Source organism: Acinetobacter pittii (assembly GCF_034064985.1).
GTDB lineage: Bacteria > Pseudomonadota > Gammaproteobacteria > Pseudomonadales > Moraxellaceae > Acinetobacter > Acinetobacter pittii_H.
This window is the reverse complement of sequence record NZ_CP139249.1, coordinates 2,578,916-2,599,054: the sequence shown is the minus strand read 5'-3', so window position 1 is coordinate 2,599,054 and position 20,139 is coordinate 2,578,916. Positions and strand designations below refer to the sequence as shown.

Here is a 20,139-nt window from a genome sequence, read left to right as displayed (position 1 = left end):
GATGCACAGCTCATACAATCAATAATAATGTGAGAATCGGAATATGTGTTAAAGCTCTTTAGAAAGGGTTTTAACACTTATCGCTATGCTCTTAGATTTTTTATTGCTACTTGAATGTAATTTTCTTCAATATAGTTTATAAAGGGGATTAATTCCCTAAATGCAAACATAAAGTTTGTAGCAATTATATTGTAACTATCATTATTGTTCATATTCAAACATGTATTCGAAAATTTTCTAAATTGGGATTTAGCAATCTTTAATTGAATTTTCACCTCTTCATTATCTCCAAAAAATGAATAAAAATTTTCAATTGAAGCTGAAGCTTTTAGGAAGCTAATCCGAATTTCAAGTAACTTTCTTTGTTTATGTTCTTTGAAATCATTAACAGCATTTTCAAGATGCTTTAGATCTTCAAGATCATAAGGAGTTGCAATTTGTCCGTATAACATCGAGATTTGTTCATCAAAAAGCTCAAATTTTTCTATCATTATTAATGCTAATTGCACTTCCATTGATTTGTTGTGCTGGACCTTCCAATCATTGAAAAGATATGCTGCGATTATAGCTGCACCAATTGTTGTCAAAGCGGAAAGTATCCCTATTGTTAATGACCAAGCTTCTTTTAAGGGATTGTCAATCGTATTGTGAGAATAGAGTAATAGAATAAAGAAGAAAAAAATAATGCATATTGAAATAATCCAAAAGCAAACATCTATTAATAAAGTCTTAAGTTCAGTCTTCATAATTTAAAAATTTCAATTTAATATCGATTCTAATATCAGATACTTTTTATGAGAAGTATTTATGAAAAATTAATTAATTTTTATTACATGTCATTGAATATTTATCCTTGGAATCATTTCATCATTTATTTTCATTTTTAAACTCTGAAAAATTTCTCTATCTCTTTTTAAGGCATTTATATAGATTTGAAAATTATCAAGTTGATGCAAATGTTCTTTTTTTATGATTCGATTTAATAAATTTATTATTCCATAATAGTACCACCATGTAATATTCTCCATTTCCTCTGTTGTTAAGATAGATTTACCATTAAGAAAAGTCTCTTCATAACTAACTAAATTTAATTTCAGATTAAATGCCAAACTTGGATATTCTTTAGTTAATTTCTGAGCTTTTTCTGAGGCTTCCTTTATGTATTCAGGTTCATGCCCCATACCACTGTGCATAAGAATAAAGGTTGCATAATCATCTAAAGTAATAAGAATTTTATTGACAGCTAACTGAATACTCTTTGCTTGTTCTTGCTGGACAGTAGAAGTTAACTGCTCTCTCCAATTAGTGTATAGATGAGTAGCTATTATAGCGGCCGCTAATGTCGTCAAGCCGCCGAATATTCCTGAAATAGTTGATAGACTCTCTTTTATTGCTGCTACGTCACCCCAATATTTGAAGAGTATGCCGAAGACACACCAAATCAAGAAAGCTAAAAGAATGACGGATACTGAGATACTAAAGGCAACAACATTTTTACTCATTAATCACCAACTGTTCCTAAAATAGGAATCATCTGTGGCCCAGTCATTCGAGCCTTACTAATAATTTCGACAAGCTCATCATAGGTTAATTCAAAAGAATCTTCACTATCAAAAACATAGACCATATTTTTACCTTCATATTCAGGTGGTGTAGGTGGACATTTGAATTATGCTAACCCCTACGTTTCTGATAAGAAAAACAGGGATGCTTGGGTAGATGCCTTTTTCGAAAAATCGAAAAAAAATGGTTTGGTTTTTGGCTCAGGAAAGAATGTGCACGGCCATGGAACAACGAAAGATTTAGCCAAATATATTACTAAACCATTTTCTATTTCTTTAGGTAGTGAATCTTCTAACTTAAACTCTCAACCAATTTAAATATTAGAAATACTGCTCCTTTTGGTAATAACCCTCATAAAGACCAAGTTAATGCTGTAAACTCTAAAACGTCTCATGTGACCATTTATCAGCCCCATAAAACTGAAATGACGATCAATGGTGCGGACAACCCAAATGAAACTGCTCAGGTAATACAGCGTCATAATGAAAATACAATGATTCAAATGGCGAGGAGTGTGAAACCACTAATTAACTAGATAGATATATAACAATGGTTTAATGGGTGATTTTTGAGCATCAATAGATTATTATGTAATAGTTTAACTATATACATGATAAGAGGAAAAATGAAAAGTATCCTGTTTTTAGATGCCGTTTTGTCAACCAAGATCGTTACATTTGCATACTGGATCTTACTTTTGTGTGTATGGATTACGGGGGGCGTTATGATTGCTGGGGGATTAGGTGGCAATAGTCTACCTCCAGAAGCAGCAAGCCCATACACATCAGGCTCTTTGGGTGTCTTTGTTGGTATATGTATTTTAATTTTTGGTTCGGTGATAGTTCGTCTTTGGGCTGAATTTTGGGTGGTTATATTCAAGATTCAACAAAATACAAGAAGAACTGCTGACCTACTTGAGAAACTTGGTAAGAGTTACAATTCACCACTCTAAACTTTTATTTGAATCAAAACCCACCAATCGGTAGGTTTTTTATTGCCCGGGAAATAGAATTTTTAACTATTCGAGTTTGCAGCTTGTTTATCAATTTGTTTATTAGTTTTGTGAATATCATTAATAATACTTGATGCGACATAGTCACCAATATGCTTAAAAATTGTTTTTCCCTCAATTTCGTAGCTCAGAGAGAACAAGACCAAAACAGGTATAATTATTTTCCACATTTTATATTTCCTTATTAAGTTCTCTGAATAATTTCATAAATTACTAGAACATTAACACATTATTGGTGAAAAATGAGATCCTTCTTTAAGAATTTTGAGGGATCGTAACGGGAAATTTTTCATGTTATTATTGGATTGTACAATCCAAATTTTTTTAAGGGTTGTTTTCAATGATAAATAGGTGATGGGTATGCTTGCTCCAAAGAAAAGAGCACATGAAATACTTGACCAGATTGGTGTTTTTGGTCGCAAAAATGCTTCTGAGTTCACTATTCATAGATGGAAGACCCAAGCTAAATCATTGGCAGAAAGTGATATTGTTGATAGTAAAAGAATATTAGCGATCATTGGTGTTTACGAAAATAATTTCGAAATCGCTAAGAAAAACTTTGAGCAAGCTCTTGCTTTATCAAATTATGAAAATAGTTTGGTTTTATGTGATTATGCTCAAGCATTGTTAATGCTTGGAAAGGGTGAAGATGCTCTAAGTTATTTAGTTAAAGCATTCAATATTGAGCCAAGTGCAAAAACTTTGGATAGAATTTTAACTTTATCCAATTCTTTAATATATCCAGATGTATTAAATGAAATCAGAACATTAGTAACAAAACTAAATATTAATACGGATTTGTATTTACCATTAATTGAAGAAACTATTCTAAAAGTTAATGAAAATATTGAATTTATTGAGCAAATTGGAGTGTCAGTGAGTTCATATAGATCAATGATAAATCTCAGTGATTTAGTATTGTACTCAAAATTTTATACTCAGACTAAAATCGCAGCTTGTAAGTTAGATGATATGATAAATACAATAATCTATCCTGAACACTTAACTGCAGATGATATTTCTGAATTAAACGATGACTTTGTGGAAAACGTTATTAAGGCAGAAATTCCCCTTGATGATCTTCTAAAAATATCAATTTATTTTAGTTTTGATCACCAAGAAAGTAGAGATGTTGCTTGAAAGAATGGAAGCTTTAGAATTTCTCGAATTTTCAAAAAAACTAGATACTAGCAATGAGGCTGATGCAAGATCGTGTATCAGTCGTGCTTATTATTGTGCGTATCATGAAGTTAAGAACTTTGTTGAAGAAGATTTAAATATTGATATTGATAAAGTTAAGGGTGGTTCCCACGAAAGGGTGAGTAAAACACTTTTAAGTGAAAAAACTCAGAGGTTAAAGGGGCTTGGATATAAAATGTTAACTTTCCATTCCAGACGTGTAATGGCAGATTATCATTTAGCTGACGAATGCCATCAATCTGATGCTGATGAAGCGATAACTGAGTGCGAAAAAATATTAAAAATTTTAGATGAGTGTAAATCTAAAAATTAATATTTAATTTATCTCTATAAATTGATTTCTTCTAATACCGCCTTAAGGCGGTTTTTTATTGTCTGGAGAAAAGCATGGCTATCACTGAAACAGTTGGCTCACTATTGTTTGGTGGTCATCGTTCAATAATGGGTTTATTTGCTGATGTTGTTATTGAAGAAAACCACTCTGATGAGCTTGTAATAACAGAGCATCCAGTAGAAAAGGGTTCACCGATTTCTGACCACTGCTATAAAGCACCACCAGAAGTAACAATGAAAATTGGCTGGTCTGAGAGTGCTGGCAGAATGAACGGGCTAATAGGTAATACATTTATCGGGGCAGATTTGTCACTTCTTGGTATTTATCAGGGGTTGCAGGCCTTACAAGGTCAACGACTTATTATTTCTAATGGTAAACGCCTTTATACGGACATGTTGATTAAGTCATTAAAGAATGTCACTGATGAAACGTCCGAAAATGCTTTGATGATCGATATTGTGTTTAAAAAGTCTTTATTGTTTCCACAAAAGAAACGCTGGTTTCAATCGTTGATCAAAAGAACCCCGAAGTAACTTCTGATGTTGTTGATTCTGGCACCAAGCAACCGAAACAAGTTAACTCTTCAGTATTGAATACTGTTTTAGGGCCAGCTGTAGATGCTTTTAGTTCATTAATGAGTGGTAAGTAAATATGGTGTTATATGAAATCCCTTTACTCGATCGGAACCAGAAATTTTTTATCAAACTAAATAAGGTGAATTACCAGCTTAAATTGGTTTATCTCAAAAGATGGTACTTAGATATCTATCAAGCAAATGCTGAACCAATTGCCCGTAGTAGAGGTCTATTATAAAAAACTTGGTGGAAGTTTAGTAAGAAGCAAAAGAGCTAATTTTATTTACTCTTCGGTTAGTTCTTTTAATTTTTCCAACCACTTTGCATATGCTTCTGTTTGCTGTGGTAAATATTCGTAATAATCATAAGTACCTTGTTCACCTGACATTACATGGCCAATCATGAGTTGTGCTACATCACGCGATGTAAAAGCACTGAAATTAGTACGTGCTGTTCTTCTTAGGTCATGAAGAGACCAATGCTTCATATGATAGTCATGATGTCTTCTGAGTCGCTCCATTAAGTAACCAGGTAATGAATTAGAGGATCCATGACTCATAGGTGTTTCTTCACTGTCATTAGTTAAGAAGTACTCACAAGAGCTATATTCAAAAGCTTCAACAATTAATGCCTCCATTTCAGGCAAAATAGGGCGAATGATTTCACGACCAGTTTTCTTACCAGTCTTGTTGTTAATCACCGGTACAATCCAGACCTTTCTATTTAAATCAAAATCTGTCTTTTTAGCTTTTCTAAGCTCACCATTACGGCAGCCAAACATTAAACATAGTTTTAAGAAAATTTTGTTTTTAGGCAAAATATTTGATTCTTCAATAGCCATCAAAACCATCTTAATTTCTTCATCAGAAAGAAATCTTGTTCCTCTGTTTCGCTCTATACCTAGATCTTCCTTAGCATAGATATCAGATAGAACATTTACTTCAAGTAGTTGTCTTTTTTTGGCCCACTTCAGAACCTGTTTTGCATTCGTTAATACGCGATCTGCAATTGAAGGCACATCATCCGCCAACTCTTCAAGTAAGGCCAACCATTGCTGTAAAGTAATGCGATCAACTGGTAAATCGCCAACTTCAGGAATTACATGCTGCTCAAAGGTATTCCTAATTTGCTGGGCAGAAGTTTTCTTCTTCAGGCAATAACTTTCATACCAGTCATTAAAAACTTCTTCAAATGTGCTGGCATCAATGTATTTTTGCTGCTGTACACGAACCTCAACTTTAGGATTCATTCCTTTATCTAAAAGTGACCGCATTTCGCCAGCTTTCATGCGTGCATCTTTGAGTGACATATGAGGGTAGGTGCCCAGATCTAAGCGTTCGGCTTTTCCAGCAAAACGGTACCGAAGCTGAAAAACAATTTTCCCTTTAGGTGAGATCCTGACACTCATTGAGTCCCGATCTGCTATTTCTTCAACTTTATCACGTGCCTTGCCGTTATTAGCTTTCAGCCACACTTCAGTTAAAGCCATAGTCCACCTGTGTACATATTTTTAGTCAATTAAGAGATAAGTGCGAATATGTACACGTATGTGTACATAATTGATGAGGCTTATTCTGTCCTAAAATGTCTTAGTATGTCTATATTAAAAACGAGGGAAATATTGAGAAATAAGGCTTTTATTGTAGTTTTTGTCTTGGTGTGTCTTAGAGTGGCTAAATGGCATTAATTCTTTTGAACGATTAATGCCATAGTTGTTCCATATAAGCCATGACCCTGAGAGGCTTTTCAGGGTCAGTTACACAAAAAGTGAAGTCTTATTTTTGTTCAAGCCATGCAGGTAATGCTGCGATAACTTGTCCAAACTTCTCGTTAAGTGGCGCGCCACCTTGTGCTAAGTCAGGTTTACCACCACCTTTACCACCTAACTCGGTTGCTAGATGTTTGATGATGTCACCTGCTTTTAGAGTTGCAGTGTATTGTGATGCAACTGAAGCAAGTAGGCTGACTTTGTCACCCTCTACACCAGCTAACACAATAACTGCATTCTCTAATTTCGATTTAACACTGTCGTGTAAGTTGCGAAGTGATTTTGCATCTACACCTTGGACAGTGGTAATAAGCGTTTGACGACCAGCAATGGTTTGTACCTGATCAATCAATTCTGACGCTTGGAAGTTTGCCAATTTCTGATTGAGCTGTTCAATCTGCTTTTGTAATGCAGAAACCAATTCAACATTGGCTTGTACACGCTCAACAGTTTGGTCTTTCTGTGCTTTTAATAAGCCATTAATGTGCTGGATATCAGCATCAGTTTTTTGTACTACATCTAGCGCTTTAGTACCTGTAACAGCTTCAATACGACGTACACCAGCAGCTACACCACCTTCAGAAGTGATTTTGAATAAACCAATATCACCTGTACGTTTAACGTGGATACCACCACAAAGTTCAATTGAGAAGTTTTTCTCATCAATAATTGAACCCATAGAAAGTACACGTACTTCATCACCATATTTTTCACCGAACAACATCATGGCACCTTTAGCTTTTGCAGCTTCAATGTCAAGAAGTTCGGTTGTTACAGCACTGTTTGCAATAATTTCTGCATTCACTAAACGCTCAACTTGTTGTAACTGTTCAAAAGTTACAGGTTGGTCATTAGCAAAGTCGAAACGTAAGATATCGCTTGCAACTAAAGAACCTTTTTGTTGTACATGTGAACCTAAGATTTGACGAAGGGCAGCATGTAATAGGTGAGTTGCAGAGTGGTTACGTGCAGTTGCTTCACGAATGTCTGCTTTAACAATTGCTTCAACGTTTTGATCTGCTTTAAGACTACCCACAGTCACAATACCTTGATGAACAAAGGCACCACCTGACTTTTTAGTATCTTGAACTTCAAAAATACCAGTTTCATTTTTGAAGATACCTGTATCGCCAATCTGACCACCACTTTCAGCATAGAAAGGAGTTTGGTTTAAAACGATAAGTGCTTCATCACCTTCAGAAACTTCGTCAACTTGTACGCCATCTTTATAGATCGCTACAATTTGACCTTGACCAATGGTGTTGATGTAACCGTCAAACTGAGTTTCGCCTTCAACTTTTACAATGTTGTTGTAGTCAACTGCAAACTTACCAGCATCACGAGCACGTTGACGCTGTGCTGCCATTTCTACTTCAAAACCAGCTTCGTCAATAATAAAGTCACGTTCACGTGCAATATCAGCAGTTAAGTCTGTCGGGAAGCCGTAAGTGTCGTAAAGTTTAAATACAGTGGCACCAGGAATCGTCTTATCTTTTAATTGAGCAAGCTCACCTTCAAGTAGTTTTAAGCCTTGCTCAAGTGTTTTAGCGAACTGTTCTTCTTCACGAATTAAAGTTGCTTCAATCACATCTTTACGAGCTGCAAGTTCTGGATATGCATCGCCCATAACTTCAATTAAAGGCTGCAACATTTTGTAGAAGAACGTACCAGTTGCACCAAGTTTATTGCCGTGACGCACAGCGCGGCGGATAATACGGCGAAGTACATAACCGCGACCTTCATTACTTGGGTTTACACCATCAGCAATGAGGAAACAACATGAACGTGCATGGTCTGCAACAACACGTAAAGAAGGCTGACCTTGGTCTTCAATACCAATAATGTTGGCAGCAGCTTTTAATAAGTGTTGGAACAGGTCAATATCGTAGTTTGAATTAACATGTTGCAATACAGCAGAGATACGCTCTAAGCCCATACCTGTATCAACAGATGGAGCAGGGAGAGGATGAAGCACGCCATCAGCAGTACGGTTAAACTGCATGAAAACGTTGTTCCAGATTTCAATGAAACGGTCACCGTCTTCTTCAGGTGAGCCTGGTAAACCACCCCAAATGTGATCACCATGGTCAAAGAAAATCTCAGAACATGGACCACATGGGCCAGTATCACCCATTGCCCAGAAGTTGTCAGATGCGTATTTTTCGCCTTTATTATCACCAATACGGATAATACGTTCTGGCGCTAAACCGATTTCTTTGTTCCAGATGTCGTAAGCTTCGTCATCGGTGTGGTAAACCGTGGCATAAAGTTTATCTTTTGGTAAAGCAAGCCATTGTTCGCTGGTTAAAAATTCCCATGCGAATTTAAGTGCATCACGTTTGAAATAATCACCAAATGAGAAATTACCTAACATTTCAAAGAATGTATGGTGACGAGCAGTGTAACCAACGTTGTCTAAGTCATTGTGTTTACCACCAGCACGTACACATTTTTGTGATGTTGTTGCACGTACATAGTCACGCTTCTCAAGACCTAAAAAGCAGTCTTTAAACTGGTTCATCCCAGCATTTGTAAATAATAAAGTTGGGTCGTTGGCAGGAACAAGAGAACTCGACGCGACACGTGTATGCCCTTGCGTTTCAAAGTAGCGCAAAAATGCTTCACGAATTTCAGCAGATGTCATTAAACGAGTACTCACAACCAAGTCACTCCATATTTTCGAATTTGGCTAAAAGTATCAATGCCTGTTTGTTTTATGCCAAACCTTAGCATGTGATACGGGGCTTATTTTTTAAAAACGCTAAATTGTAGCGGAAAAACCCCACCGAACCAACGATTTTAAAAGGAATATCTTACAAAACTGTGATTTGGCTAAAAATCTATATTCAATTGGCTACGACGTGCTTTACTATATGCCTTCTTTAGTTTGTAGTTTTGTTGATAAGGATTGGTCATGCAACGTATCGCCATTAATGGGTTTGGTCGGATTGGACGTAATGTTTTACGTGCCTGGTTCGAAAGCCCAAAACAATTTCATTTTGAAATCGTGGCGATTAACGATATAGCAGATGTCCAGACGTTAGTGCATTTATTTAAATATGATTCTACGCATGGCCGTTTCAATGGAAATGTAGACATATTGATTGAAAATGAAAAAGTTTTTCTGAATATTCAGTCAAATCAACGAACGCTAAAAGTTGAGGTTTTAAAGCAGAAACAACCTGAACTTTTACCATGGTCTAGTTTAGATATTGATGTGGTACTTGAGTGTACGGGACTGTTCCGTTCTCATGCGGATGCGACACGTCATCTACAAGCAGGGGCGAAGCGGGTTATTATTGGGGCAGCACCTTTTGATCATGTCGATGCAGCCATTGTTTATGGTGTGAACCATAATGAAGTCAAAGTGACTGATCAGATCATATCAAGTGTTTCATGTACTACTCAGGCTTTGGTTCCATTAGTAAAAATCATTGATGACGCTTTCGGTATTGAAACTGCACTTATGACAGAAATTCATGCAATGACGGCAGATCAATCTGTTCTTGACCACGCACATCGTGATTTACGTCGCGCTAGAGCTTCAGGGCAAAATATTATCCCGACCACGTCAAGTGCACTCGGTGCATTAAAACGTGTTATGCCTAAGATGGAAGACCGTATTGATGGTTATTCAATTCGGGTACCGACTATTAACGTAGCTGCAATTGACTTAACTTTTATCGCGCAATCTCCAATTACTGTGCATCATATTAATGAGTTACTCATTAAAGCATCTCAAACAGACTATGCAGAAATTATGGCAGTAACAGATGAGCCATTGGTTTCAAGTGATTTTAATCATTCACCTTATTCACTGATTGTTGATTTAACTCAGACTATGGTTGTGGGGCATCAAGCTAAAGTATTTGCTTGGTATGATAATGAATGGGGTTATGCAAACCGATTATTAGATCTGTGTGATTCTTTCTAAAATTGAATTTAAGTAATAAAGGATGTTTTGAATAAACATCCTTTTTATAATTATTAATTTGAAGTATAAAAAGCTCAAATAACTAAAATTCTAAATATTAGTGTTGTGTAAAATTATATCTATTTGTATGATTCGCAAACATTAAAATTTTAATTATAGAGTTCATATGAAATTTAACTCAAAAAGAATAAGTGGTTTTTTAATTTTTACATCTACTATTATTTTAGCTGCTTGTGGTGGTGAAGGCTCAGATCAAAATACCCATGATCAAGCTGAAAATAATTTAGAAAAAGAAGACAAAATTTACCAAGTCTATTATCAACCTTCTGATATTTCTTCAGGTATCTATAATGATTCTTTTGAAATTACTCAATATCCAATTAAGAATAATGAAATATTTTTTGCAAAGTCACATAACCAGCCGCTAGAAACTGAAATTTTAACTGAACAGAAATTTTTAAATAAAGGGACCTTACAAACACATACTGTGAAAAGGTTAACATCTAGCAGTTGGACTTATGAATTAACACCTGATTTGAAAAAGAATTTAAAATTTGAAATTGTAAAGTTGGATGGCGAAAATATCTTTGACCGTGTATTGCCGGGCTATAAAGAAAATAAAAATTTAGAAACGGGCCTTCACAATCAACTTGATAAAAATTTAATAGACTTCTACCAAAATTATAAGAATGTTAGGTTTCCAAAAAATAGTTATTGTTATCGTTTAAAAGAGACTCAATGGAATCAATCTTATATTTCAGATATATCTGGTTTTGATTCAAATCCATTGTTTAGTGAGAAAAAGCAGTCAATCATCGAAAGATATAATAACCTAGGTCTAGATAAAAAGTATTTTAGACTTCTAAATTCGCGGTGGTACGGCTATAACTTAACTGTTTTAGAAAACTTAGAAACTGGTGATATTCAAAGCGCATTGGGAAATAATAATAACCAGTCTGCTTTTTTTATTAATTTTATATCAAGTAGTCGGTGGGATGCTGATAGAAATTTAGCGTATGAAAAGTCTCATTTGTATTCTATAGAAGATAACCCGCTTAATAATGTGCATTCATTAATTGCTTTCAGACAAAAGCTAAAAATCGCAAATCTTGAAAAAGGTTGTTTTGCTTTTAATACTCAAGCAGCTCAAGCTATTCAAAGATTAAATTTAGTTAACTGGCAACCAGGTGATAGTTCAGATATTGGCCCATTCTTTGGTCGAAGAACTTTTGTCTATGATATGAGTGAATGAGAATAAGGTATTGAATATTATTATTAATTCATTAAATCTTCTTTTTGACTTTAGAGTTTATTAAGAAAGATTTATGCAAATTGTCAGGTGCATGGCACAAAGTATCATGCTACACTAAGAGAAATCGGGTGTGTTCCCGATTTTTTTATGTGGGGTCGTTCCACGTTGATCAGATTTTAGGCTTGAAATATGACCATTTCAGAGACATGGTTGCTGCCTGACGGGGTAGCAGATGTATTGCCGGAACAGGCGCAAGTCATTGAAAAACTTCGCCGTGAAGCTTTAGATTTCCTCGCGGTACGAGGTTATCAATTGGTATATACACCATTTATCGAATACATCGAATCGTTGTCTTCATTATCAGAATCAAATCAAGACTTAGATTTAGTAACTTTTAAGGTCATTGATCAGCTCTCAGGCCGTTTACTCGGTGTTCGTGCTGATATGACGCCACAAGTTGCACGTATCGATGCACATGTAAGACCAGTTGAAGGCGTTGCACGTTACTGTTATTCAGGGACTGTATTACATACTAAACCACAAAATTTCAATGCCACACGTGCACCTCTACAATTAGGTGCAGAGTTATACGGGCATGACAGTATCGAAGCTGATGTCGAAATGGTCGATGTTATGCTGGGGTTGATCGAGAACATCTATACTTTACAAGGCGCGCATTTAGATTTGGGTCATGTAGGGTTGTTCCGCAGTTTAGTAAAATGTGCTGGACTGTCAAAAAATGAAGAGCATGAGCTTTCAGATCTTTATCAAAGAAAAGCGTTACCAGAGTTAGCTGAATTTACTCAAAACCTCAATATGGGTTCTGATTTCTATGCACTTGGCCGTTATTCTAGTGATCTAGAAGCATTGCAGGCGAATTTAAGTGCAAACATCTTACAAGATGCTGAATTTAAGTCAGCATTAGATGCACTTAAAACTACACTTGCGCAAATTAAAGGCCGTTGGCCAAATCTCAATATCGGTATTGATGTTGTAGAGCTACGCAGTTATCACTATCACACTGGCTTAATGTATGCAGTCTATGCACCGAACCGTGCTGCACCTTTAGCACAGGGTGGCCGTTACGATGGTATTGGTGAGCACTTTGGTCGTGCACGTCCTGCTACTGGCTTTAGTTGTGATTTATATGCCTTAGGTGCAAATCAGTTCGCCGAAATCGAAACTGTTGTTGCTCCAAAAGGCTCAGAACAGGATTTACTCTCAGCAATTTCGAATGCACGCGCTCAAGGTTTACGTGTAGTTCAATTGTTAGGTAATGATGATTTAAGTTCTATTCCATATGCGACCCATCAACTCGTGTCGCAAAATGGACAATGGAATATTGAAAAGATTTAATTGCCAACGGTAAGTTTTTTACTGGTGGTTTCCAATTTTAACAGCATGATGTAATGAGGCTATTATGGGCAAAAATGTTGTGGTACTTGGTACCCAATGGGGCGACGAAGGTAAAGGTAAAATCGTCGACCTGCTCACAGATCAGGCGGCTGCGGTAGTACGTTATCAAGGCGGACATAACGCAGGTCATACTCTTGTCGTAGGTGGTAAAAAGACTGTATTGCACCTCATTCCATCAGGCATTTTACGTGAAAACGTATTGTGCTTAATTGGTAATGGTGTAGTACTTTCACCAGCCGCGTTAATTGAAGAAATGGGAATTTTGGAAGCGGAAGGTGTTCCTGTTAAAGAACGTCTACGTATTTCTCCAAACTGTCCACTCATTTTGCCTAACCACATTGCACTTGATCAGGCACGTGAGAAGAAACGTGGTAATGCTAAAATCGGTACTACAGGTCGTGGTATTGGTCCTGCATACGAAGATAAAGTGGCTCGCCGTGCAGTGCGTGTTGCTGACCTTGTTCGTGGTGGCGCGGCATTAGAAGAAAAACTTCAAGAAATGCTTGAGTTACATAACTTCCAGTTAACTCAGTTCTACGGTGTAGAAGCTGTTAAATTTGAAGATGTATTGGCTCTTTGCAACCAATGGCGTGAAGTACTTGCTCCATTAGTGATTGATGTTACTAAAGTGTTGCATGACTATCGCAAAGAAGGTAAGGCTGTAATGTTTGAAGGAGCTCAAGGCTCACTTCTAGACATCGACCACGGTACTTATCCGTATGTTACAAGTTCAAATACAACTGCTGGTGGCGTAAGCTCCGGTTCAGGTATGGGACCTTTACATCTTGATTATGTATTAGGTATTACTAAAGCTTATACAACACGTGTAGGTGCTGGTCCATTCCCAACTGAATTAGTTTACGATGCAGCTGCTGATTCTGGTGACCCAATTGGTAAACACCTAGGTACAGTTGGTCATGAATTTGGTGCTTCTACTGGCCGTCAACGTCGTTGTGGTTGGTTTGACGCTGAAATTCTTCGCCGTTCTGTAGATGTAAACTCTCTTTCAGGTATTTGCTTAACTAAACTTGACGTTTTAGATGGTTTAGAAGAAGTGAAAATCTGTGTGGGTTATGAAAATACAGATTCAGGTTGTGTAGGTTCTTCAGATGCGGTTTCTTTTGAATGCTTGAAGCCAATCTATGAAACTATGCCTGGTTGGAGCGAGTCGACTGTTGGTTTAACTAGTATCGATCAATTACCGGCAAATGCTTTGGCTTATGTTAAGCGTATTGAACAATTAATCGAATGTCCGATTGATATCGTTTCAACTGGTCCAGACCGTGCGGAAACAATCGTTTTACGTCACCCATTCTCTGCTTAATTAGCAAAGATTAAAAAGGCCTCCTGACAGGGGGCTTTTTTGTACCCGACTAAAGTGCAGTTTTCGTTTTATTAGATTCAGATTAAAACGTTCTATATAGATAAGGAATGATGGGCTCAGGATGAAGCTGCAACCAACTATTTCAAAAACAATTTTTTATTCTTTTTTATTTGCTATTGGTGGTTCACCCACAATGGCAATGTTGGTCATTTATGGCCAAGAATATCATAAAGATTTCTTTATGACTGCTTTTATGAGCTTGTCAGTTCTATTCGCATGCGTGTTAATTCCTGTAGTACTCATACAAAATAGTTATTTACTATGGAAAAGAGAAAGTCCTAATCTTGAAGAGAAAGTTAAGACCTTAAGCCATGTTTATTTGGGCTTAAATATAATCTGTTTAATTTTCTGGATTTATTTGATGACTTTATCGACTTGATCGTTACATAAATACTATGATCATGAAGAAATGAGACATTCAAAGCATGAGTGGTATTTCTTATAATAAGTGCAAAAGAATAAACAGCTTTTTATCGATTTAGGTGATCCATGTTATGAATAAAAAACTCTTTTTAAGCTTGTGTGCGGCAAGTGTGATGACCATTTCTGGCTGTGCAACAGTAGCAGACATGGCAGGCGCAGATACTGCAACCTTAAATGCTCAATCTGCTCAAGGTTTTAATAAGATGGTGCAGGAAGCACGTGGTAAGGGTGCTCTCGATACAAGCTCTAGTACATATAACCGTATTAATGCTGTATTCAACCGTTTAAAACCATATGCGAACCAGATGAATCAGACTGGTCAACCATTTAGCTGGCAGTTAGCGGTGTTGAAATCAGATACGATTAACGCTTACGTTGCACCTGGTGGCAAGGTAGTGTTCTATACAGGTATTGTGAATAAATTGAACCTGACAGATGCTGAAATTGCAGCTGTTATGGGTCATGAAATGACACATGCTTTAGAAGAGCATGCAAAAAGTAAAATCGGTGCACAAGCTTTAACTGATTTAGCTCTTGGTATCGGTTTAAGCTATGCGGGTAATAATGTAGGCCAGCTTGGTACTGCTGCTGCTCAGTTAGGTACACAAGTAGGTGTGGGTTTACCATATTCTCGTAGCTTGGAAAGTCGTGCTGACCAAGGTGGTTTAATGTTGATGGCGCGTGCAGGCTATAATCCAAATGCTGCTATTACACTTTGGGAAAAAATGAATAAGCTTGAAGGTGGCGGTGGTTCATCATTCTTGTCTACTCACCCATCTAACTCTCAACGTATTGGCGATATGCGTAAAAACCTACCTGCGGCAATGGCAGTTTATAATAGCCGCAGATAAGATGTAAATTTTATATAGATAAAGAAAACGGATGCTTTAGCATCCGTTTTTTATTTAAGGAGCAGGGTTGGGCTGTTGGGTATGGATGGCCTCAATACCTTTTAGAACTTCACTTGGTAGTTCAATCTCAAATGCCTGAATATTTTCTTTGAGTTGATCTAAATTAGTGGCACCAATAATTGTGCTTGTCACAAAGAATTGTTGTTTAATAAAAGCTAAGGCCATTTGAGTTAAGCTTAGCCCATGCTTTTCTGCTAGCTGTGCGTATTGTTCAGTCGCCCATTCGCTTTGAGGGTTGCTGTAGCGGCTAAAACGCGGAAATAGTGTTACACGAGCATTAGCAGGACGAGCGCCATTTCTAAACTTACCCGTTAGGTAACCAAAAGCCAGAGGAGAGTAGGCGAGCAAGCCGACATCTTCATATTTAGCAATTTCTGACATACCTATTTCATAAGTACGGTTAAGCAGGCTATATGGGTTTTGAACACTTACAAATTTACTGACACCTAGCTTTTCGGCCAAATGTAAAAATTTCATAGTGCCCCACGGGGTTTCATTTGATAAACCAATATAGCGAATGCGTCCGCGATTAATCTCTTCTTGTAGGGCGAGTAATGTTTCTTCTAGAGGTGTTGTGTCGTAATCATTTTCAGCTTGCTGATTGCCATAAGCGAGCGTACCGAAAAAGTTGGTATGACGTTCAGGCCAATGCAGTTGATAAAGATCGATATAGTCCGTTTGGAGGCGTTTAAGTGAACCATCTAGGGCTTTGGCAATGTGGTCGCTGTTAAAGCGCGTATGGCCTTCTCGGATGTGTGTTCCTCCAAAGCCCGGACCTGCAATTTTAGATGCGAGAAAAACTTTATCGCGTTGTCCGTGTTGGGCAAACCAATTGCCAATAATCGTTTCAGTTGCGCCATAAGTTTCAGGTTTTGGCGGAACAGAATACATCTCTGCCGTATCCCAAAAATATAGACCATTGGCCAAGGCGTAATTGAGTTGTTCAAAAGCTTCTTGTTGGGAGTTTTGCTCGCCAAATGTCATGGTGCCTAAACAAATTTCTGGAAGTTTAAGGCCTGTGCGACTAAGTGGGTTAAATTGCATACAGCGGAATCCTTGGAAATTTTGAGTTAGCCTAACGGAGAATATGTATTCAACTTAAATCATAAAATTAGAATAGTTTGTAAGTTTTGTGTATTAACTCATTGTTGCATATAAAAAAAGCAAACCGAAGTTTGCTTTTTATTAAAAATTTAATGAATATTATTCTTCATCGTCGTAGTCATCATCAGAAACAGTGTTTTCTTCTAATGATGCATCAAAAATAAGAATGGCTTTACCATCAGTTTGGATCATACCTTGATCTTCTAAGGTTTTGAGTACACGGCCAACCATCTCACGTGAACATCCCACAATACGGCCAATTTCTTGACGAGTAATACGAATTTGACGACCGTTTGGCAAAATCATTGCTTCTGGCTGAGAAGATAGATCGATTAAACAACGTGCAATACGACCAGACACATCAATGAACGCAAGATCTGTCATTTTACGTGTCGTATTTTTTAGACGGCGAACTAATTGTGCAAAAACAGCATAACTTAAATCTGGATATTGTTTGCTAAGTTCGTGGAAGTTGTCATATGAAATTTCTGCAATTTCGCAGACATCGCGAGTACGAACTTCGGCTGTACGTTGAGGGTTCGGTTCGAAAAGCCCCATTTCCCCAAAGAAATCGCCCGGATTTAAATACGCAACAACAATTTCACGTTCATCATCTTCACGTAAAATAATTGAAACTGAGCCTTTTAAAATTAAATATAAAGATTTTGACTCTGTTCCGGCATCAACAATTGTGGTTCGTTTTGGATATCTGTTGATGTGAGCACGTTTTAACAATGCTTTAACGGATTCAGGTAGTTGCCCCGGAGATAAAGCATCTGTGCTGAGTTGTGAAAAATTTGAAGTCATGCTTAATATGTTCCGAATAGGGTAAACAATTCACACAAGCTCGAGATGAGCTATTACACAGAAGAGATGAAATTCCTTATCAACTCATTTTATGTTAGTGTACAAAACAAGGGCCTGTTGACATTTCACAGATGGTTGCAACATAAGACAATTCTTTTAGACGTACCAAATAAGAACTATGAAATTTAGCCATTCTAAATAAATAGATCTTAACAATGGAACGTACAAAATAACTTGGTCTTGCGCTATGCCTGCGCTGCTTTAATTGCAACTCAGATTATGGCTGAAATTTCACAAACTTTATTACAAAACTGGACAAAGGATTGCCATTGTCTGGGTTTTGCGTCTTATTTGGATTAATTTTTAGCTATAACGCAATCCATAGATGAAATGTCAACAGACCCTGCTTAAATTTATAATTTTTTTTGGGTAGTTGCAATGCAAACAAGTGTACATTGGCTAGAGAATGTTGCTTTTGAAGCGAAATCGGATAGTGGGCATAGTGTCATCATGGACGGCTCACCTGAGTATGGTGGTGAAAACCGTGGTCCACGTCCTATGGAATTGATATTAATGGGACTTGGTGGGTGTGCTTCGTTTGATATTGTGACCATTTTAAAGAAATCTCGCCAAGATGTGACGAATGTTGTATGTAATTTAAAAGCTGAGCGTGCTGACGCAATTCCGGCTGTGTTTACTAAAATCCACTTACATTTTGTGGTAACTGGTAAAGCTGTGAAAGAAAAGCAGGTTGCAAAAGCAGTTGAATTGTCTGCCGAGAAATATTGTTCAGCAAGTAAAATGCTTTCCGATGGTGGTGTTGAAATTACACATGACTTCGAAATTATTGAAGCGGAATAAGGCATTTTTTGATAGCTAGAAATTAAAAAAAGCTGACATGAGAGTTGGCTTTTTTATTGTCAAAAATAACTAAAAAATAAAAGGAAGAATGAAAGTGAATATTTGTTATGTGATCTACTTAAACAGATGGGGTACCCACAACCTCTTACTCTTATTCAAGAAAAATTTGAGATACTCCATAATGAAGCTAGCTCACAAATTTTGATTGCTGAAGAGAGGGGTAAAATTTATGGTTTTTTATCTCTCTACTTTATTCCGCAAATAGCTTTGCAAGGTGACTTTGCCAAAATATGTTATCTGTGTGTTGATGAGAATATGCGTAGCAAAGGTGTAGGGCATTTACTGGTCCAAGAAGCAGAAAGGTTAGCAAGACAACGTGGTTGTGACAGAATGGAACTTCATTCTGGAATGCAAAGACCTTTGGCACATCAATTTTACCTAAGAGAAGGCTATATCGAAGCGCCAAAGTATTTTCGTAAAGCTTTAAATTAACGAGCTGTATTTAGAAAAAGCTGAGGATCTACCCGAGCATTATTAAGGCTCATACCCCAATGCAGGTGAGGGCCTGTCACACGTCCAGTTTTGCCCACTAAACCTAACGTTTCTCCTTGTCGGATATGTTGGCCTTTCTCTACTTTAATTGCGCTTAAATGGCAGAACATGCTGACTAAGCCTTGGCCATGATCAATCAATACAGTTTGTCCATTAAAAAAATAAGATCCAGTTTGAATAACCACACCATCTGCGGGCGCAACAACTTTTTGTCCTACTGGCGCAGGAATATCTAAACCTGAGTGAGGCGCGCGTTCCTCGCCATTAAAGAAGCGCTTTCTTCCAAAAGAGTTGCTAAATTTCCCTGAAGTTGGGCGTATAAATGTGGGTAGGGTTTGCCATGAGCTCTGTGTAAATGAGTTATACACATCATTTTGTTCTTTTGCTTCTTGAGCGTAACGGTCTAATTGACTGTGGTTAGGGTTCACATAATCTTGGTTCGAGACTTTAATGCGTTGCTCAGCGTAAGGATAAGACTTAACTTCTATTTGAATCGGGGCTTTATTTGTGTCGAGTTGAATACTGCCGATTGGAGTAGATAATGGAATGCCAACCACGGCATAACGCTGCTGACCTTCTTGGCTAATTAAAACAGGCTTTTGTTGAAAAGTGACCTGAGTAATATCAGTAGGTAGAGGAACAACTGCAATTCCACCAGGTCTTCTGGAATCTTGGGGAAGCTGAGCGATTGTCAGTGCCGAAGTAAAAAGACAAGTCGTTGTTAATATAATATGTTTAAAGTGCATTTTTCATTTCAAAACGAGTAGGAAACTAGCAAGATAAACTAAAGCTTAATTACTAAATTCTCAATGAAGACTTTGTGAAAAGCGTAGTAAGAATAAGTATGAATCTAAATATTCAAGCATTTTAATAAAATGTAGCTGAACTGTACTTGAAATATATACAAAACAATCCCATATTATAATGGAGTTTTACTCATTATTGTTTTATTAACATTATGAAAAATATATAAAAATTTATTTGAAATCCGAAGAAGTGTTCCCATCTATTAGACAAGTACAAATTTGTTGTGAGGAATAACA

Annotated in this window: 22 protein-coding genes and 1 pseudogene; 15 read left to right on the top strand and 8 right to left on the bottom strand. The window is 37.0% G+C overall.

The window, feature by feature from the left end:
* Positions 1–83: 83 nt before the first annotated feature.
* The 3 genes from SOI76_RS12405 to SOI76_RS12395 all read right to left on the bottom strand — a co-directional run bounded on the left by SOI76_RS12405 (position 84) and on the right by SOI76_RS12395 (position 1,627).
* Positions 84–746, bottom strand: a complete 663-nt coding sequence (locus SOI76_RS12405) for a hypothetical protein (protein ID WP_065725069.1) — start codon at positions 744–746, stop codon at positions 84–86.
* A 90-nt stretch (positions 747–836) separates the two neighbouring features.
* On the bottom strand, positions 837–1,502 hold the full coding sequence (locus SOI76_RS12400; protein ID WP_065725068.1) for a hypothetical protein: 666 nt from the start codon (positions 1,500–1,502) through the stop codon (positions 837–839).
* Positions 1,502–1,627, bottom strand: coding sequence for a hypothetical protein (locus SOI76_RS12395; protein WP_265733268.1), 126 nt, complete (start codon positions 1,625–1,627; stop codon positions 1,502–1,504). Before SOI76_RS12395 ends, SOI76_RS12400 begins: the two co-directional genes overlap by 1 nt.
* A 37-nt stretch (positions 1,628–1,664) precedes the next feature.
* Between SOI76_RS12395 and SOI76_RS12390 the strand changes: the two genes are divergently transcribed.
* From SOI76_RS12390 to SOI76_RS18705, 6 genes and pseudogenes are all read left to right on the top strand, one after another.
* A complete protein-coding gene (locus SOI76_RS12390; RefSeq protein WP_001104937.1) occupies positions 1,665–1,880 on the top strand; it encodes a hypothetical protein in 216 nt (71 codons plus the stop codon).
* Between the two features lie 308 nt (positions 1,881–2,188).
* Positions 2,189–2,515 carry a DUF4282 domain-containing protein gene (locus SOI76_RS12385; protein ID WP_004738655.1) on the top strand — a complete coding sequence of 109 codons (327 nt, stop codon included), beginning with the start codon at positions 2,189–2,191 and terminating at the stop codon, positions 2,513–2,515.
* A gap of 420 nt (positions 2,516–2,935) precedes the next feature.
* Positions 2,936–3,715: a hypothetical protein gene (locus SOI76_RS12380; protein WP_004738657.1), complete on the top strand. Its 780-nt coding sequence runs from the start codon at positions 2,936–2,938 to the stop codon at positions 3,713–3,715.
* Complete coding sequence (locus tag SOI76_RS12375; RefSeq protein ID WP_000923744.1) at positions 3,705–4,088, top strand: hypothetical protein; 384 nt, start codon at positions 3,705–3,707, stop codon at positions 4,086–4,088. The genes SOI76_RS12380 and SOI76_RS12375 overlap by 11 nt, the downstream gene beginning before the upstream one ends.
* A gap of 74 nt (positions 4,089–4,162) precedes the next feature.
* Positions 4,163–4,758, top strand: a pseudogene (locus SOI76_RS12370) (phage baseplate protein).
* Positions 4,759–4,760: 2 nt separating this feature from the next.
* On the top strand, positions 4,761–4,922 hold the full coding sequence (locus SOI76_RS18705) for a phage baseplate plug protein (protein ID WP_004738659.1): 162 nt from the start codon (positions 4,761–4,763) through the stop codon (positions 4,920–4,922).
* Between the two features lie 45 nt (positions 4,923–4,967).
* Here the strand turns inward: SOI76_RS18705 and SOI76_RS12365 are convergent, their stop codons facing one another.
* Both SOI76_RS12365 and alaS read right to left on the bottom strand, forming a co-directional pair.
* The gene (locus tag SOI76_RS12365) at positions 4,968–6,173 is read right to left on the bottom strand and encodes a tyrosine-type recombinase/integrase (protein ID WP_001229159.1); all 1,206 of its coding nucleotides are present in this window, start codon (positions 6,171–6,173) and stop codon (positions 4,968–4,970) included.
* A gap of 286 nt (positions 6,174–6,459) precedes the next feature.
* On the bottom strand, positions 6,460–9,096 hold the full coding sequence (gene alaS, locus SOI76_RS12360) for an alanine--tRNA ligase (protein ID WP_104079450.1): 2,637 nt from the start codon (positions 9,094–9,096) through the stop codon (positions 6,460–6,462).
* A gap of 270 nt (positions 9,097–9,366) precedes the next feature.
* On the opposite strand from alaS, the gene epD reads away from it, so the two are divergent.
* From epD to SOI76_RS12330, 6 genes are all read left to right on the top strand, one after another.
* Complete coding sequence (epD, locus tag SOI76_RS12355; protein WP_104079451.1) at positions 9,367–10,386, top strand: type I glyceraldehyde-3-phosphate dehydrogenase; 1,020 nt, start codon at positions 9,367–9,369, stop codon at positions 10,384–10,386.
* 166 nt (positions 10,387–10,552) lie between these two features.
* Complete coding sequence (locus SOI76_RS12350) at positions 10,553–11,638, top strand: hypothetical protein (protein WP_104079452.1); 1,086 nt, start codon at positions 10,553–10,555, stop codon at positions 11,636–11,638.
* A 189-nt stretch (positions 11,639–11,827) separates the two neighbouring features.
* Positions 11,828–12,994 carry an ATP phosphoribosyltransferase regulatory subunit gene (hisZ, locus tag SOI76_RS12345; protein ID WP_014206187.1) on the top strand — a complete coding sequence of 389 codons (1,167 nt, stop codon included), beginning with the start codon at positions 11,828–11,830 and terminating at the stop codon, positions 12,992–12,994.
* Positions 12,995–13,058: 64 nt separating this feature from the next.
* A complete protein-coding gene (purA, locus tag SOI76_RS12340) occupies positions 13,059–14,378 on the top strand; it encodes an adenylosuccinate synthase (protein WP_002121613.1) in 1,320 nt (439 codons plus the stop codon).
* Positions 14,379–14,499: 121 nt separating this feature from the next.
* A complete protein-coding gene (locus SOI76_RS12335; protein WP_104079453.1) occupies positions 14,500–14,817 on the top strand; it encodes a hypothetical protein in 318 nt (105 codons plus the stop codon).
* Between the two features lie 115 nt (positions 14,818–14,932).
* Positions 14,933–15,712: a M48 family metallopeptidase gene (locus SOI76_RS12330; RefSeq protein WP_057074204.1), complete on the top strand. Its 780-nt coding sequence runs from the start codon at positions 14,933–14,935 to the stop codon at positions 15,710–15,712.
* A 54-nt stretch (positions 15,713–15,766) separates the two neighbouring features.
* Here the strand turns inward: SOI76_RS12330 and tas are convergent, their stop codons facing one another.
* Positions 15,767–16,816: an NADP(H)-dependent aldo-keto reductase gene (gene tas, locus SOI76_RS12325; RefSeq protein WP_057074205.1), complete on the bottom strand. Its 1,050-nt coding sequence runs from the start codon at positions 16,814–16,816 to the stop codon at positions 15,767–15,769.
* A gap of 159 nt (positions 16,817–16,975) precedes the next feature.
* On the bottom strand, positions 16,976–17,683 hold the full coding sequence (gene crp / locus SOI76_RS12320; protein ID WP_005070320.1) for a cAMP-activated global transcriptional regulator CRP: 708 nt from the start codon (positions 17,681–17,683) through the stop codon (positions 16,976–16,978).
* A gap of 240 nt (positions 17,684–17,923) precedes the next feature.
* Here crp and SOI76_RS12315 point away from each other — a divergent pair, with 240 nt between their 5' ends.
* The 3 genes from SOI76_RS12315 to SOI76_RS12305 all read left to right on the top strand — a co-directional run bounded on the left by SOI76_RS12315 (position 17,924) and on the right by SOI76_RS12305 (position 19,036).
* Positions 17,924–18,043 (top strand): hypothetical protein, encoded by a 120-nt coding sequence (locus SOI76_RS12315; protein ID WP_002121587.1) that lies wholly within the window; start codon positions 17,924–17,926, stop codon positions 18,041–18,043.
* A gap of 78 nt (positions 18,044–18,121) precedes the next feature.
* A complete protein-coding gene (locus tag SOI76_RS12310; RefSeq protein ID WP_002121528.1) occupies positions 18,122–18,544 on the top strand; it encodes an OsmC family protein in 423 nt (140 codons plus the stop codon).
* A gap of 126 nt (positions 18,545–18,670) precedes the next feature.
* On the top strand, positions 18,671–19,036 hold the full coding sequence (locus SOI76_RS12305; RefSeq protein WP_104079454.1) for a GNAT family N-acetyltransferase: 366 nt from the start codon (positions 18,671–18,673) through the stop codon (positions 19,034–19,036).
* Here the strand turns inward: SOI76_RS12305 and SOI76_RS12300 are convergent.
* Positions 19,033–19,842: a M23 family metallopeptidase gene (locus tag SOI76_RS12300; RefSeq protein WP_104079455.1), complete on the bottom strand. Its 810-nt coding sequence runs from the start codon at positions 19,840–19,842 to the stop codon at positions 19,033–19,035. The two genes, SOI76_RS12305 and SOI76_RS12300, sit on opposite strands and share 4 nt — an antisense overlap.
* Positions 19,843–20,139: the final 297 nt, after the last annotated feature.